This is a genomic window from Halomonas denitrificans (genome assembly GCA_019800895.1).
Classification (GTDB): domain Bacteria; phylum Pseudomonadota; class Gammaproteobacteria; order Xanthomonadales; family Wenzhouxiangellaceae.
This window is the reverse complement of the sequence record JAHVKF010000003.1, coordinates 889822-905881: the sequence shown is the minus strand read 5'-3', so window position 1 is coordinate 905881 and position 16060 is coordinate 889822. Positions and strand designations below refer to the sequence as shown.

General features: G+C 69.3%; 15 protein-coding genes. 2 read left to right on the top strand and 13 right to left on the bottom strand.

Features of this window, described 5'->3' with window-relative positions; all coding sequences use genetic code 11:
- Positions 1-4: 4 nt before the first annotated feature.
- From KUV67_12620 to KUV67_12560, 13 genes are all read right to left on the bottom strand, one after another.
- Positions 5-1054 (bottom strand): hypothetical protein, encoded by a 1050-nt coding sequence (locus tag KUV67_12620; GenBank protein ID MBY6205729.1) that lies wholly within the window; start codon positions 1052-1054, stop codon positions 5-7.
- Between the two features lie 24 nt (positions 1055-1078).
- Positions 1079-3001, bottom strand: a complete 1923-nt coding sequence (locus KUV67_12615) for a polysaccharide biosynthesis protein (GenBank protein ID MBY6205728.1) — start codon at positions 2999-3001, stop codon at positions 1079-1081.
- Complete coding sequence (locus tag KUV67_12610) at positions 2998-4014, bottom strand: hypothetical protein (GenBank protein MBY6205727.1); 1017 nt, start codon at positions 4012-4014, stop codon at positions 2998-3000. The genes KUV67_12615 and KUV67_12610 overlap by 4 nt, the downstream gene beginning before the upstream one ends.
- A complete protein-coding gene (lapB, locus tag KUV67_12605) occupies positions 4011-5183 on the bottom strand; it encodes a lipopolysaccharide assembly protein LapB (protein MBY6205726.1) in 1173 nt (390 codons plus the stop codon). The genes KUV67_12610 and lapB overlap by 4 nt, the downstream gene beginning before the upstream one ends.
- Positions 5176-5427, bottom strand: coding sequence for a LapA family protein (locus KUV67_12600; protein MBY6205725.1), 252 nt, complete (start codon positions 5425-5427; stop codon positions 5176-5178). Before KUV67_12600 ends, lapB begins: the two co-directional genes overlap by 8 nt.
- Positions 5428-5429: 2 nt before the next feature.
- Complete coding sequence (locus tag KUV67_12595; protein MBY6205724.1) at positions 5430-5729, bottom strand: integration host factor subunit beta; 300 nt, start codon at positions 5727-5729, stop codon at positions 5430-5432.
- A 95-nt stretch (positions 5730-5824) separates the two neighbouring features.
- Positions 5825-7492: a 30S ribosomal protein S1 gene (rpsA, locus tag KUV67_12590; protein MBY6205723.1), complete on the bottom strand. Its 1668-nt coding sequence runs from the start codon at positions 7490-7492 to the stop codon at positions 5825-5827.
- 178 nt (positions 7493-7670) lie between these two features.
- Positions 7671-8369: a (d)CMP kinase gene (gene cmk, locus KUV67_12585; GenBank protein MBY6205722.1), complete on the bottom strand. Its 699-nt coding sequence runs from the start codon at positions 8367-8369 to the stop codon at positions 7671-7673.
- Positions 8366-9703 (bottom strand): 3-phosphoshikimate 1-carboxyvinyltransferase, encoded by a 1338-nt coding sequence (gene aroA, locus KUV67_12580; GenBank protein ID MBY6205721.1) that lies wholly within the window; start codon positions 9701-9703, stop codon positions 8366-8368. Before aroA ends, cmk begins: the two co-directional genes overlap by 4 nt.
- A 4-nt stretch (positions 9704-9707) precedes the next feature.
- Entirely contained in the window at positions 9708-10832 is a 1125-nt protein-coding gene (gene hisC, locus KUV67_12575; GenBank protein ID MBY6205720.1) for a histidinol-phosphate transaminase, read from the bottom strand.
- A gap of 96 nt (positions 10833-10928) precedes the next feature.
- Entirely contained in the window at positions 10929-11942 is a 1014-nt protein-coding gene (locus KUV67_12570; protein ID MBY6205719.1) for an NAD(P)-dependent glycerol-3-phosphate dehydrogenase, read from the bottom strand.
- Positions 11943-11961: 19 nt separating this feature from the next.
- Positions 11962-12456: a protein-export chaperone SecB gene (gene secB / locus KUV67_12565; GenBank protein ID MBY6205718.1), complete on the bottom strand. Its 495-nt coding sequence runs from the start codon at positions 12454-12456 to the stop codon at positions 11962-11964.
- A gap of 82 nt (positions 12457-12538) precedes the next feature.
- Positions 12539-13111: a rhodanese-like domain-containing protein gene (locus KUV67_12560; GenBank protein MBY6205717.1), complete on the bottom strand. Its 573-nt coding sequence runs from the start codon at positions 13109-13111 to the stop codon at positions 12539-12541.
- Positions 13112-13361: 250 nt separating this feature from the next.
- Between KUV67_12560 and gpmI the strand changes: the two genes are divergently transcribed.
- Together gpmI and KUV67_12550 are read left to right on the top strand one after the other, a co-directional pair.
- Positions 13362-14885 carry a 2,3-bisphosphoglycerate-independent phosphoglycerate mutase gene (gpmI, locus tag KUV67_12555; GenBank protein MBY6205716.1) on the top strand — a complete coding sequence of 508 codons (1524 nt, stop codon included), beginning with the start codon at positions 13362-13364 and terminating at the stop codon, positions 14883-14885.
- Complete coding sequence (locus KUV67_12550; GenBank protein MBY6205715.1) at positions 14882-16054, top strand: peptidoglycan DD-metalloendopeptidase family protein; 1173 nt, start codon at positions 14882-14884, stop codon at positions 16052-16054. Before gpmI ends, KUV67_12550 begins: the two co-directional genes overlap by 4 nt.
- Positions 16055-16060 lie beyond the last annotated feature (6 nt).

Genomic DNA, 16060 nt, shown 5'->3' with positions numbered 1-16060 from the left:
CGAATCAGTCCTGTTTGAGGCGACCGACCAGCCAGGGCAGCGAGCGGTCGAAGCGCACGTCCATGCCGCTGTGGGTGCCGTCGAACTCCTCGTGGCAATGGTCGATTCCCGCTGCCTCGAGCCGCCGGTGGAATTCACGGGTGCCGTAGTGGATGAAGTACTGGTCCCGGCTGCCGGCGTCGATCCAGAGCCCGCCGAGGGCCGCCAGCACGTCGAGGTCCCGGTCGGGCCAGTGGACCGGGTCGAACGCCAGCCAGCGTTGCCAGACCGCCTCGTCGAGCCGGGCGGTTTCCAGGTCGAAGGGCAGCGCGAGACCCAGCGGCCGGTCCGCGTCCGGCGAGTAGCTTGCCGCCAGGCACAGCACCATCAGCGTGTGGAACATGCGCCCCGATGGCCGTCTCGACCGCCAGAACGCCCGCACGAAGGCTTCCAGGTCGCGGTCGTGCCGCGCCAGCTCGTCGCAGGCGGCCGGGAAATCGCGCAGGTAGACCCGATCGAAGCCGGCATCGCCCGCGTGGCTGGCCACCGCACCGAACAGGCCCGGGCGGGTCCGCGCGAGGTGCAGCGCGCCGAAGCCCCCGGAGGACTTTCCGAAGGCGGCGCGGCCGCCGGGGTCGGCGATCGTGCGATAGCGCCGGTCCACTTCGGGGATCAGCTCGTCGGCCAGGTAGCGCGCGTAGTGGCCGATGGCCGGCGAATCGACGAACTGGTTGCCGCCGAGTGCGGTGTAGGTGTCGGGCATGACGCACAGCACGGGCGCCATCTCACCGCGGGCGATCAGACGATCGAGGCGCTGGGGGAGTGTTTCGCCGTGGTTGCGCCAGGCCACCTGGGCCGGGCCGGAACTGGTATAGGCCGGCAAGGACCACAGCACCGGGTAGCGGCGCCGATCGGCGTCGTAGCCGGGGGGGAGGTAGACCGCCACACTGCGCCGCGTCGGGTCGCCGAGCGGATTGCCGGCCAGCTCGGACGAGACGAACTCGAAGAACTCGACCCGCCCCCCTTCGTCGACCGGGCGTGGCCGCAGCGGCGGTGCGTGCCCCGTGTCCGTCATCCGAACTCCATCATCCGGGCACTGTCATCCGAGCGGGATCACCTTGCGCTCGCGCGCAGGCACGCGCTCGAGCTCGGGCACCAGCTGCATCAGCACGTCCCGGATGGCCTCCGAGTCGTACTGGCGGACCGCCTGCTCGGCCTGCCGCAGGCGTTGCTCGAAGCCGGCGATATCGGGATACGCGTTGCGGGCGAGGAGAATCTTCTCGTGACCGGTCTTGGCGTAGGCCTCGTGTTCGTGGAACAGTTCCTCGAACAGCTTCTCGCCCGGACGCAGCCCGGTGTAGACGATCTCGATGTCCCGCCCCGGTTCCTTGCCGGCCAACCGGATGAGCTGTTCGGCGAGGTAGCCGATCCGGACCGGCTCACCCATGTCGAGCACGAACACCTCACCGCCCTCGCCCAGCACGGCGGCCTGGAGGATCAGCTGGCCGGCCTCGGCGATGGTCATGAAGTAACGCGAGATTTCCGGGTGCGTCACGGTGACCGGACCGCCGGCGCGGATCTGCTCGTTGAACAGCGGAACCACCGAGCCCGTCGAATTGAGGACGTTGCCGAAGCGAACGGTGATGAACCGGGTTTCGCCGTCCCTCCCCTCCTCGCCGGCCTGGTGGCCCCGGGCGTGACGGTTGCTGTGCTGGCAATAGAGCTCGGCCACACGCTTGGTCGCGCCCATCACGTTGCAGGGGTTGACCGCCTTGTCGGTCGAGATCAGGACGAAGGTCCTGACCCCGTGACGCCGCGCCGCGTCGGCCATCCGCACGGTACCGAGCACGTTGTTCCGGAAGGCTTCCCGGACCTGGTTCTGCAGCATCGGCAGGTGCTTGTACGCCGCGGCGTGGAAGATCACTTCGGGCCGATGGCGGGACACCACGCGCTCGACGGTCGCCGGGTCGCAGACGTCGCCGAGCACGCTGTCCATGACCAGGTCGCGGAATTCCTTGCGCAGCCGGTAATCGATCCGGTAGAGGTTGTACTCGGAACTGTCCAGCACCACCAGGCCGGCCGGATCGAGCCGGGCGATCTGCCGGCACAGCTCGGCGCCGATCGATCCGCCGCCGCCGGTGACCAGGACCCGCTTTCCGGCCAGGCCCGAGCGGATCGCATTCCAGTCCAGCGAAACCGGATCGCGGCCGAGCAGGTCGTCGATCGCGACCGGCTTCAGGTCTTCGAAGCGGGTGATGCTGGCACCGAGCTCCTTGAGCGTCGGAAGGGTCTTGAACTCGATGCCGGCCTGCTCGCAGAGCTCGACGATCCGCTGCATCTGCATGTTGGTGGCCGACGGAATGGCGATCACCGCGAGGTCGACCGCGGCTTCGCGCACGACGCGCGGCAGACGGTCGATGCTGCCGATCACCGGTACGCCGTCGATTTCGGCGTTGCGCAGGCGCTCGTTGTCGTCGAGGAAGCCGACCACTTCGAAGCCGCCGCGGCGACGCAATTCGGGCAGCAGCAGGCGCGCCGACCGGCCCGCGCCGAGGATCACGGTGCGCTGGCTGGCGCGCCGCCAGCGGACCTCGGTCCGCATGTCCTTGATCGTCCTGAAGACCAGCCGGGGAAGTCCGAGCGCGAGCAGCAACAGCGTCGGATACAGCCACAGCAACGGCACCAGATCGCGCGACGGCACGTCCAAGGCGAGCAGCACGGTGGCCGCCGCGACCGCGCCCAGCAGCGAAGCCCGGACGAGGTTGCCGAGATCGGGAAGACTGGCGAAGCGCCACAGCCCGCGGTACAGGCCCACCCGCCAGTGGATCAGCGCCTGCAGCGCAATCAGCAGCGCGGACTCGGCCAGGAGCTGGGCGGTCGACGGCCACGCGACGCCGAGCACCGCTGCGGCGGCCCAGCGCGCCGCGAACCACGCGCCCACGGCCACGAGCAGGTCGTGGAGGATGACGAAGACCCGGATGTTCTGGTACCGCGGCGTACGCCTGAGCACGCGAAAGTTCATTCGTCCCTGTTCTCCGCCTTCGCTCGCTGCCTGGCCGCCGACCAGATCGCGAGCAGCATGACCCCTGTGCACGCTGCGATCGCCGCGTCCCACGCCGGAACCTTCGATGCGAGCACGAAAGCCGGCAGCACGACCGCGAGGTCGAGAACCACCAGTGCGCCGAGAACGCGGGCATGGCTCCAGCCCATGCGGATCAGGCACTGGTAGGCGTGATCGCGGTGCGGAGTATACCATTCACGTCCCGAAACCAGCCTCGCGAGCAGCGTCGCGGTAGCGTCGATCACGAACGGCGACACCGCGATTGCCGCGGCCCAGACCGACACGGATCCGGTCACGGTCCCGGCCAGCGCGAGGAAGGCGAGCACGTAGCCCAGGGTCAGCGAACCGGAGTCGCCGAGGAAGATTCGCGCCGGCGGCCGGTTCCAGAACAGGAAGGCCAGCGAGGCGGCCGCGAGCGCGCCGGCCAGGGCCCCGAGCCCGGTCTCGCCGGCATCCAGGAAGCCGAGCGCCAGCACCAGCCCGCTGAACGCCGCCTGGCCGCTCGCCAGACCGTCCGAGCCGTCCATGAAATTGAACAGGTTGATCATCCAGACGATGGCCAGCACGGCCAGCGGTGTCCAGGCCAGCCACGGTCCGATCGACTGCCCGGCGAACTCGATGACGGGCACGCCCCCCACGGCGGCGACCAGCGCGGCAGCGACGGCAAGCTGGACCGGCAGGCGGATCGCGACGCGCAGCGGCCGGTGATCGTCGGCAAACCCCAGTGCGACGATCGCCAGCAATCCGACCGGGAACGCCGCGCCGCCCGGAACCGGCGGAATCATCAGCGCAGCGGCGCCCACGCCGACGGCCAGCGCAACTCCGCCGCCGCGGGCGACCGGCGCAACGTGGCTGCGGCGCGGGCCCGGCTGGTCGATCAGCCCCCGGCGGCGGGCATAGGCACGCGCCAACGGAGTCAGCACCAACGTCAGCACGAATGCGGCGACCAGCGACATCCAGGAGGCCGCGGTCACTCGCCGAGCACCCCGATCACGGGCCGGGTCGATTCCCAGCCCCGGCAGCTCGGGCACTGCCAATGCCAGGTCTGGCCGCTGAAGCCGCAGTCGACGCAGCGGAACCGGGGCTGGCCGTCCATGAGGCGATCCATCAGCCGCGTCAGCAGGTCCGGGTCGATGGCATCGAGCCGCTGGCCGTGCCGGTGCATCAGATCCAGCAGATAGCGCAGACCGCGAACGCTCGGCCGCTTCTGCAGGCCTTCGAGCAGCAACTCGATGGCGACCTCCGGAGCGCGCTCGGCTTCGAGGCGCGCCAGCCCGAGCAGCGGTGCGGCCGTGGTCGAGCGCTGCTCCATCCGTTGCAGGAAATCGACCAGCTCCTCGGAGCGATCCAGTTCGGCATGGGCGTCGATCAGCCGCTCGAGGACCAGGGCGACCAGGTCGGGGTCCTGCTCGCAGGCCGCGCGGTCGGCCTCGATCGCCTCGGCCCAGCGCTTCTCGTCGAAGGCCAGGCGGGCTTCGATCAGGTGCGCCCGGGCGCAATCGGAGCGGTAACTGCGGGCCGACGCCAGGTGACTCCTGACCGTATCCCGATCGCCGGCCCGACGCGCCTGTTCGGCCAATTCACAGTGGAACTGCGCCGAAAGCGCGGCCGTCGATTCGCCGGTGACCCGTTCCAGGGTGCGAGCCTGGACGATCGCGCCGGGCCAGTCCTTTTCCTGCTGGTAGATCGCCAGCAGGCTGCGGACGGCGGTCTCCGAGAAGCGCCCTTCCCGCGCCAGTTCGCTGAACAGCTTCTCGGCCCGGTCCAGCAAGCCGGCGCGCATGTAGTCCTCGCCCAGTTCGAGCAGCGCCTGGGTCCGGTGCTGCTCGGACAGCTGGGAGCGGGTCATGATGTGCCGGTGAAAATGGATGGCCTTGTCGACCTCGCCGCGGCGACGGAACAGGTTGCCCAGCGCCAGGTGGGTCTCGACCGTATCGCGGTTGACATCGGCCAGGCGGAGAAAGACCTCGATGGCCTTGTCGGGCTCCTCGTTGAGCAGATAGTTGAGGCCGCGGAAGTAGTTCTTCGACAGGGACCTGTCGTGACGCCGCTGTCCGGGATCCGGGTAGCGCCTCGCCAGCCACCAGCCGCTGGCTGCAGCGACCGGCAACAACGCGAGCGCGATCCAGGTCAGTTCATTCATCGGTCGGCAACGTCGTGCCGACTGATGGCGCCCGGCGCCGCCGTCCCAACCGGCCCAGAACGGCGCCGGCGAGAAGTCCGATCAACATCCCGAGCCCGACCGCGGCGGCCACGACCGCACCCAGCGAGGCTTCCCAGCGCACAAGGCCGAGATCGAGCACCACCGGATCGGCGTTGAGCACGCCGAGCAGCAGCCCGAGCGCCGCGCCCGCGATCACGATCAGGGCGAAGAACCAGCGCAGCATGGTCAGTCCCGCGCCGCTTGCGCGGCGTCGTTGACGCGCTCGCGAAGCTCCTTGCCGGGCTTGAAGTGGGGAACGTGCTTTCCCGGAAGAGCGACCGCTTCGCCGGTCTTCGGGTTGCGCCCCATGCGAGGGGGGCGGAAATGGAGTGAAAAGCTGCCGAACCCGCGGATCTCGATCCGGTCGCCGCTTGCCAGCGTCGCACTCATCTGATCGATGATCGACCGAACCGCAAGGTCGACGTCCGCGTGACTCAGGTGCTTCTGGTCAGCCGCAAGCTTATCGATCAGTTCCGACTTGGTCATGGGTCGACGGGGTCCCTTCAGCCGAATGGTTACGGTTCGAGTGCCGGTTGCAACGGGCCGCCGCGCGGCGCGGCGGCCCGGAAGGTAGGCGTGGATCAGTCCTTGCCGAGCTGCTCGCGCAGGAGTTCGCCCAGCTTGGTGCTGCCGGCCTTCGGCGCCTGGTACTGGTCGACCGCATCGGCGAGTTCATCCTCGTCCTTGGCCCGAACCGACAGCGTCAGGTTGCGGGACTTGCGGTCCAGGGCCACGAACTTGGCTTCGACTTCGTCGCCGACCTTGTACACCTTCGTGGCATCGTCGACGCGCTCCTTGAGCATGTCGTTGGCCTTCAGGTAGCCATCGACGCCGTCGGCCAGCTCGACGACCGCACCGCGTTCGTCGATCTCGCGCACGCGACCGGTGACGATCGAACCGCGCGGATGCTCGGCCATGAAGGTCGCGAACGGATCCTGGTCCAGCTGCTTGATGCCCAGCGAGATGCGCTCCCGCTCGGGATCCACGGCCAGCACCACGGCTTCCACTTCCTCACCCTTGCGGAAGTTGCGGATCGCTTCCTCGCCCGGGGTCATCCACGAGATGTCGGACAAGTGGACCAGGCCATCGATGTCGCCTTCCAGGCCGATGAAGATGCCGAAGTCGGTGATCGACTTGATCGTGCCGGAGACCTTGTCGCCCTTGTTGTGCAGGGCGGCAAAGGCTTCCCAGGGGTTCGGCTTGACCTGCTTCATGCCCATCGAGATGCGGCGGCGCTCCGGATCGACGTCCAGCACCATGACCTCGACCTCTTCGCCGATGTGCACGACCTTGTTCGGGTTGACGTTCTTGTTGGTCCAGTCCATTTCGGAGACGTGGACCAGGCCCTCGACACCATCCTCGATCTCGACGAAGCAGCCGTAGTCGGTGATGTTGGTGACGCGGCCGAACAGGCGCGAGCTCGGCGGGTAGCGCCGATCGATGTTGTCCCAGGGATCCTCGCCCAGCTGCTTCAGGCCCAGCGAGACGCGCATGCGTTCGCGGTCGAAGCGCAGCACGCGGACTTCCAGCTCGTCGCCGACCTCGACCACTTCGGACGGATGGCGGACGCGCTTCCAGGACATGTCGGTGATGTGCAGCAGGCCGTCGATACCGCCGAGGTCCAGGAACGCGCCGTAGTCGGTGAGGTTCTTGACCACGCCCTTGACGACCGCGCCCTCTTCCAGGCGTTCGATCAGGTCTTCGCGCTCGGCGGCGAACTCGTGCTCGACCACGGCGCGGCGGGAAACGACCAGGTTGTTGCGGCGACGATCCAGCTTGATGATCTTGAACTCGAGGTCCTTGCCCTCGAGGTAGCTCGGATCGCGCACCGGCCGAACGTCGACGAGCGAGCCCGGGAGGAATGCCCGGATGCCGTCGATGCTGACGGTGAAGCCGCCCTTCACCTTGCCGGTGATCTGGCCGATGACGTTCTCTTCCTTCTCGGACGCCAGCTCCAGCGTGTCCCAGATGCGGGAACGCTTGGCCTTCTCACGCGAGAGGCGGGTCTCGCCGAAGCCGTCCTCGACGGCGTCCAGCGACACTTCGACATCGTCGCCCAGCTCCACTTCCAGCTCGCCGTCCGGCTTGCGGAACTGGTGGATCGGGACGATGCCCTCGGACTTCAGTCCGGCATTGATGACCACGACGTCGTCGCGGATATCGACCACGCGGCCGGTGACGATGGCACCGGGGCGCAGGTTGGCTTCATTCAGGCTCTGTTCGAATAGTTCGGCAAAAGATTCAGTCATTGAAATACGAAGGTTCCTGCAAGAGGCCGGTGCAACGGGTTCCTTGAAATGTTGGGGTTGGGGCCCGGCTTCTTGTCGTCTGCGCCCCACTCGGGCGCTCGTGAGTGAACGCGCCCAGGAGCCGATCTCCGGCCCCTGCGACGCACGCTTGGGTACGACTCTGGTCGTGCGGTACTTCTTAAGTCCTTTCCGGCGGCAGGTCGAGGCAACGCCGAACGCGTTCGAGAATGGTCGCGACGACCTCATCCAGCCCCATGACGGTCGAATCGATCACGATCGCGTCCGAGGCCGGGACGGTCGGTGCGACGCTCCGCTCGCGGTCGCGTCGATCCCGTTCCTGCATGTCCCGAAAAAGACGCGCAAGAATAACAGGTTCCCCTTTTTCCTTCAACTGGTTATAGCGCCTGCGCGCGCGTTCCTCGACGCTCGCCTCGAGGAAGACCTTGACCGGCGCGTCGGGGAAGACCACGGTGCCCATGTCGCGCCCATCGGCCACCAGCCCGGGCGCCCGCCGGCAGCCCCGCTGCAGGTCCAGGAGGGCCTCGCGGACTTCGGGGATCGCCGCGACCTTCGACGCCATCACGCTGACCGGCTCGGTGCGCAGGCGGTCGCCGACCGGTTCACCGTCGAGCAGGACGTCGATTCCGTCACGGCCCGGCCGGAATTCCAGCGGCAGATCGCGGCTCAGCTCGATCAGCGCCTCGCGCTGTTCGGCGGCGATGTCGCGGTCCAGCGCGGCCAGGGCGACCGCGCGGTACACCGCGCCGGAGTCGAGCACGCGCCAGCCGAGGGCGTCGGCGACGCGTGCCGAGACCGCGCCCTTGCCCGCCCCGGAGGGTCCGTCGATCGTCAGCACCGGCGCGGTGTCCTCGCTCATCGCTCCTCGACCTCCACATGACCTTCGTTTTCGACTTCGACCTCGGCCCCGAGCGCGCGCAGGTCGTCGACGAAGCCCGGGTAGCTGGTCGCGATCCAGTCCGCACCGTCGATCTCGACCGGCCCCTCGGCGACCAGGCCCAGCACCGCCAGGCTCATCGCCACGCGGTGATCGCCCGCGGCGTCGACCCGTCCTGCGCGCACGGCGCCGCCGACGATCGTCGCCCCGTCCGGGGCTTCCTCGACCTCGACGCCCAAGCGACGCAGCTGGGTCGTCATCACCGCGATGCGGTCCGACTCCTTGACCCGCAGCTCTTCCGCACCGCGGATCCGGGTGGTCCCGGCGGCGACCGCCGCCAGCGCCATCAGCGCGGGGAACTCGTCGATCGCCAGCGGCACCAGTTCCGGAGAGATGTCGAGCCCCCGAACGGGGCCGAGCGAACGGATTTCGAGGTCGGCGACCGGTTCGTCGCCCGCTCCGCCCTCGACCCGACGCACCTCGACCGCGCCGGACTCCACCATTCCGGCAAGAATCTGCAGCACGCCGTCACGGGTCGGGTTGATGCCGACGCCCCGCAGCAGGATCCGCGAGCCTGGAACCAGCAGCGCGGCAATCAGCGGAAAGGTCGCCGAGGACAGGTCGCCGGGCACGGTCACCTTGGTTCCGGTCAGTTTCGCCGGCCCTTGCAGCGCGGCGCACAGTCCCTGGACGTCGACATCGACGCCGAATGCCGGCAGCAGCCGCTCCGTGTGATCGCGCGACGGCGCCGGAGACACCACCTCCGTGCGGCCCTCGGCGGAGAGACCGGCCAGCAGCAGCGCCGACTTGACCTGCGCGCTGGCCACGCCGAGCTCGAAATGGCCGCCGGTCAGTGCGCGCGGCCGCACGGTCAGGGGCGCGCAGCCCGCGGTGCTTTCGATCGACGCACCCATTCGGGTCAGCGGCTCGACGATGCGTGCCATCGGACGCGCGCGCAGCGACGCGTCGCCGGTCAGGACCAGTTCGGCACCTCGCAGCTCCGGCCGGCCGGCCAGGGCGCCGGTGAGCAGCCGGATGCCGGTCCCCGCGTTGCCGAGATCGAGCGGTCCGTTCGGTGCATGCAGTCGTCCGCCACGGACCAGGATCCGGTCGCCGCGGCGCTCGACCTCGGCGCCCAACGCCTGCATCGCGGCCAGGGTCGCGCGCGTGTCCTCGCCCTCGAGAAAGCCGACGATCTCGGTCTCGCCGTCGGCCAGTCCGCCGAACAGCGCGGCGCGGTGGGAGATGGACTTGTCGCCCGGCGGCGTGATCTCGCCGGCCAGCGGGCCGCGCGCCGGATGGACCCGCAAGCGCATTGGGTCAGTCCCCGAGGATGTCGCCGAGCGCGTCGAGCAGCCGGCGATTCTGCGCTTCCGTGCCGACGGTGATGCGCAGGTAGTCGTCGAGCCCGTAGTTGCCGACCGGACGGACGATGATGCCGCGGCGCAGCAGCGCCTCGTTGAGCTCGGCGCCCGGGCGATCGAAGCGGGCCAGGACGAAGTTGGCCGCCGACGGCACCACGGCGACGTCCAGCGCCTCCAGGCCTTCGCGGAGCTGAACCAGGCCGGCGGCGTTCAGGGTCCGCGATCGCTCGATGAAGGCGTGATCGCCGAGCGCGGCCCGGGCGGCGGCCAGGGCCAGGGAGTTGACGTTGAACGCCGGCCGGACGCGGTTCAGCAGGTCGGCCACGCCCGGGTTCGACAGCGCGTAGCCGACGCGCAGGCCGGCCAGCCCGTAGGCCTTCGAGAAGGTCCGGGTGACGACCAGGTTGGGGAACTGCTCCAGCCAGGTCGAGGCATCGCCCAGTTCGTCGGACTCCGCGTATTCCGTGTAGGCCTCGTCGACGACGCAGATCACGTGCCCCGGCAGCGAGGCCAGGAATTCCCGGATCCTCTCGCCGGAAAGCCAGGTGCCGGTCGGATTGTTCGGATTGGCCAGGAACACCAGCCGCGTGTCGGCGTCGATGCGCTGGTACATCGCGCGCAGGTCGTGGCCCAGCGCCATCGGATGATCGGCGGGCAGCGCCGGTGCGACCGAGGCTTCGGCGCCGACCATCTGGGTCGCGATGGGATAGACCGCGAAGCAGTACTGCGAAAACACCGCCTTCAGGCCCGGCGCCAGAAAGGCCTGGGCCAGGAACACGAGCACGTCGTTCGAACCGTTGCCCAGGGTGATGCAGGCCGGGTCGACGCCGTGCTTCTCGGCCAGGGCGGCCTTCAGGTGGAAGCCGTTGGCATCCGGGTACAACCACAGGTCGTCGATCGCCTCGCGCACGGCCTCGAGCGCCCGCGGACTCGCGCCGAGGGGATTCTCGTTGGACGCCAGCTTGATCGAGTCGGACACGCCGTACTCGCGCTCCAGTTCCTCGATCGGCTTGCCCGGCGTGTACGGCTTGAGCTGGCGCACGCCCGGCACGGCCAGCTCGTTGTAATCCAGCGTTTCCATCGACCCTCCTGGGTTACCGCTGTCCTGACGTTTCTGATGAATGCGATCCCTCGGATGCGTCGACCTGAATCCGTCGAGGCCACCGCACGCGCGGGTTCAATCGGTTTCGGCCTTCGGCTCGCGCTCCATCAGCACGCGTACGCCCTTGGCCGCGTTCCAGCCCTTGAACAGGATGCCGTGAACCTGCTCGGAGATCGGCATCTCGACCCCGGCGCGTTCGGCCGCACGCATGACCTCCTCGGCGGCGCCCACGCCTTCGACCACCTGGCCGATCTCGGCCCGGGCCTCGTCGGCGGTCGCGCCCTTGCCCAGCGCCAACCCGAAGCGCCGGTTGCGCGAGGCATCCCCGGTACAGGTCAACACCAGGTCTCCCATGCCGGCCAGACCCATCAGGGTCCGGGTGCGACAGCCGAGCGCTTCGCCGAGGCGCATCAGCTCGGCCAGGCCGCGCGTGATCAATGCCGCCCGCGTGTTGTTGCCGAGACCCAGCCCGTCGGCCATGCCGCAGGCGATGGCCAGCACGTTCTTGACCGCCCCGCCCAGCTGGGCGCCGACCAGGTCGGCGGTGTAATAGGCGCGGAAGCTCGAGCCGTGCAGCAGCGCGGCCCAGTCGCGGCCGAATTCCGGTGTCGAGGCGCCGACGGTCACCGCCGTGGGCAGTCCGCGTGCGACTTCACCGGCGAAGGACGGACCCGACACGGCGGCCAGGGGAACGCCGTCGCCGAGCCGCTCCACCGCCAGCTCGCTGAGCAGGCGGCCGGTCCCGGGCTCGAAGCCCTTCGTGGCCCAGGCCAGACCCGTGTCCTCGCGGACCGCGGACGCGACGGCCTCGAGGCTCTCGGCGAACGCGTGGCTGGGCGTGACCACGAGAATCCGCTCGGCGCCCTCGAGCGCCTCGTCGACGCCTGCCACGGGGCGAATCGAGGCGTCCAGTTCGACGCCGGGCAGGTAGCGGGCGTTGCAGCGGTCGCTGCGCATCGCCGCGACGTGGTCGCGATCGCGCGCCCAGAGCCGGACCTCGTGGCCGACCCGGGCCAGCTGGATGGCCAGCGCGGTCCCCCAGGAGCCCGCGCCGAGCACCGCAACGGTGCGACGCTCCGACTCGCTCACCGCACGACTCCCGTCGTCATCACTCGGCCGCGCCGTTCGGCGCCTGCTCCGACTGCTGCTGCTGGACGCGCTGGGCGTAGATGGCCTCGAAGTTGATCGGCTGCAGCGGCGGCGCGACGAAGCCGCCGGCGGCGATCAGGGTGCCGACCTGCGTGCGGGCATAGGGGAACAGCACGTTCGGGCACATCACGTTGATCACGTAGGGCAGCTGCTGCTCGCTGAAGCCGGCGAACTGGAACACGCCCGAGTAATGCACTTCGGCGATGAACGCGGTCTTCTCGCCCTGCTTCGCCGTCACGGTCACGGTCAGCACCACTTCGTAGCGGTCGTCGCCGAGCTGGTTGACCCGCTGCGCGAGGTTCAGGTTCATGTCGGGCTGGCCTTCGGCATTCTCCATGCCCATGGCGCCCGGCGCCTCGAACGAGGCGTCCTTCAGGAACACGTGCTGGACGGCCATCTGGGCCTGCTGCTGGGTTTCGCCGCCTGCGGCGGTATCGATCTGTTCGTCTGCCATGTCTGTCGGTTCCTCGAGAGTGTCTGTTGAAAGTTCGTGGCCCGGCGGTCGTGCCGGCTCGCGGGCGCTGCGGCCCGTCGAATCAATCGCTGCGGGCGCTGTCTCGCGCGCTGTCCGCGGCGCGATTCGACTCGTCGGCACCGGGATCGGTCCCGCGCTTCGCGTCCGTGCCCTTCCCGCCGTCTGCCTTGCCCGCCTTGCGGCCCGTGGACTTCGGCTTGGACCGGCCCTTGCCGCGCGTCACCGGCTGGTTGTCGGAGCGCCACTGGGCGAGACCGCCCTTGAGCACGTGGACCTGCTCGAACCCGAGCTTGGTCAGGCGCGAGGCCATCTGCGGCGAGACCTGGCCGTTCTTGCAGTAGAGCAGGACCGGGCGGTCCCTGTATTTCATGAGCTTCTGGTTGCCCGCCTCGAGTCGCGACGGCGTGACGTTCTCGGCGTTGAGGATGTGCCCCTCCGCATAGTCCTTGCTGCTCGAAACGTCGAGGATCAGCGGATCCTCCCGGTTCATCAGCAGGATGGTCTGGTGCGTATCGAGCTCTTTCCAGCGGCGGGCCATCCGGCCCATTTCGCTGGCAATCAGCGCGGCCAGCACAACCGCGAACGCGCCGGTCAGCACCGGGTGGTTTCCGATGAAGGTCAGGACCTGTTCCATGGATTCTCTACGGGTCGTTCCGTGCAAACCGCCATTATCCCGCATTCCCGCCGGCCCTGCTGGAGCGCGCCGCCTTCCCTTCGGGGCGTGTGGGATAATTCCCGGATTCGGGACTCCGGGCCGACACCGCGGTGTCTCCCGCGACCGGGCGCCGAAGCGGGGCCGGATCAGCGCTGGAGGGAGCCCGGCCGCACGCCGGGAGGAACCGGACCCGAACGCCGACCGATACCGTAGCGAGACGCCCAACGAAATGACCGCCCGAACTCCATTGCTGCTGCTCATCCTCGACGGCTGGGGCATTCGCGAAGCCGCCGCCGACAACGCGATCAGCACCGCCGACACCCCGAACTGGGACCGCCTCTGGGCCGACGATCCGCACGCCCTGCTCGAAACGTCCGGCGAGGCGGTCGGGTTGCCCGCCGGCCAGATGGGAAATTCCGAGGTCGGCCACATGAACATCGGCGCCGGTCGGATCGTCTACCAGGACTTCACCCGGATCACGAAGGCGATCGAGGACGGCGAGTTGACCGAAAACGCGGCGCTGAAGAAGGCGATGACCGAATCCGGCGACCGCACGCTGCACCTGATCGGTCTGCTCTCGCCGGGCGGCGTGCACAGCCACGAAGATCACCTGTTCGCGACGCTCCGGATGGCCGCCGAACTTCACCCCGGGCCGATCGCCGTGCACGCCATCCTCGACGGCCGCGACATGCCGCCTCGCTCGGCCGCCCCGTCGCTCGAGGCGCTGGAACGCGAGGTCGGCGCCATCGATCGGGCCCGGGTCGCCACGGTCGGCGGACGCTACTTCGCGATGGATCGCGACAACCGCTGGGACCGGGTCCGGCGGGCCTGGGACGCGATCGTCGACGCACGCTCCGAGCTACGTTCCGAGCGGCCGTCCGATGCGCTCGAGGCCGCGTACGCACGCGACGAGAACGACGAGTTCGTCCAGCCCACGCTGATCGGCGACGGCGTACCGATCGAAGACGGCGACGCGGTGATCTTCTTCAACTTCCGCGCCGACCGCGCCCGGCAGTTCTGCCAGGCCCTGGTCGATCCCGCGTTCGACGGCTTCGAGGCCCGCCGACCTGCGCTTTCCGTACTGACGACGATGACCGCCTACATCGACGGGCTGCCGGCCGAGGTCGCCTTTCCGCCGACCCGCATGGACCACCTGCTCGGCGGTGAACTGGCCCGGGCCGGCCTGAGGCAACTGCGGATCGCCGAGACCGAGAAGTACGCGCACGTCACCTACTTCTTCAACGGCGGCGAGGAACAGGTGTTCGACGGCGAGGACCGGGTCCTGATCCCCTCCCCCGACGTCGCCACCTACGACCTGAAGCCGGAAATGAGCGCGCCGGAACTGACCGATCGCCTGGTCGCCGCCATCGGTGCAGGCGACCACGACGTCATCATCTGCAACGTGGCGAACCCGGACATGGTCGGCCACAGCGGCATCTTCGAAGCCGCGGTGCAGGCCGCCGAGGCGGTCGATCGCCTGCTCGGGCGGGTGGTGAGTGCCGTCGACGAGGCCGGCGGCGAACTCCTGGTCACCGCCGATCACGGCAACGTCGAGCAGATGCTCGATCCCGAGACGGGCCAGACACATACGGCGCACACGACCAATCCCGTACCGCTGGTGTTCCATGGGCGGGCCGCCACGGTCGAGGCCGTCGGCAGCCTGCGCGACATCGCGCCGACGATGCTGACGCTCCTCGGGCTCGCGGTACCCGGCGAAATGACCGGCCGAGCCCTGGTTCATCCGGAGGAATGAAGCGCAAGGAGTGCCAGCTGCGAGCGGCGGCGTTCAGTGCACTCGTCGTCGGTGCACTCGTCGTCGCTCCCCCGGCGCCGGCCCAGGTCTCGCAGCGCGAAGCATCCGAGATCGAGACCGAACTGGCCGAACTGCGCGCCGAGATCGAGGCGATCCGCGAAACGCTCGAGCAACAGCGCTCGGTCGCTGCCGATGAGCAGGACGCCCTGGCCGCGTCCGAACGCGAACTCGCCGCCCTGGCCCGCGACCTGCGCGAAACCGAATCCGAACTGAGCGAGGCCCGCGCCGCCGTGGCCGAGCTGCAGGACCGCGCCGAAGAACTGCAGCTGCGCATCGAGGAGCAGCGCGAGCGGCTGGCCGCCCAGCTGCAGGCGGCGTACCGGCTGGGTTCACGATCGCGCCTGCGCACGCTGCTCAACGCCGAGGACCCCAACCGGATCAGCCGCCAGCTGGCCATGCACGGCTACCTCGGACGGGCCCGCGCGGAACTGGTCGACGCCCTGATCGCCAGCCGGCGCGACCTCGACGCCGTGCTCGACGCGCGTCGCGAGCGGGAACGGGACCTGGCCGCTCTGGTCGAGCGGCAACAGGCCTCGCTGGCCGCCCAGCGCTCCGCCCGCGAAGAGCGCGAGATCGCCCTGGCCGAACTGCGCGAACGGATCCGCACCGACGAAGCCCGCCTCGCTGAACGCCGCACCGCGGCCGCCGAACTCGAAACGCTGCTCGACCGCCTGGCCGGCGCCCTTGCCGATATCCCGCCAGAACTGGCCGCACCCCCCTTCGCCGACCTGCGCGGGACCCTGCCGATGCCAGTGCCGGGCCGAGTGCGCGCCGCGTTCAGCGACGCCCGCAATGCCGAGTCGACCTGGCAGGGCTGGCTGATCGAGGCGGAGACCGGGGACGAAGTGCGCGCCGTCGCCTACGGCCGGGTCGCCTACGCGGACTGGTTGAGGGGCTACGGGATGATGCTGATCGTCGATCACGGCGACGGCTGGATGAGCCTCTACGGCCACAACCAGGCGCTGCTGGCCGACGTCGGCGACTGGGTCGAACCCGGCCAGGTCGTGGCCCTGGCCGGCAGCTCCGGCGGCGAGACGCGCGCCGGACTCTATTTCCAGCTGCGTCGTGACGGCGAGCCGGTCGACCCGGCTCGCTGGATCCGGCGCTGAACGGGC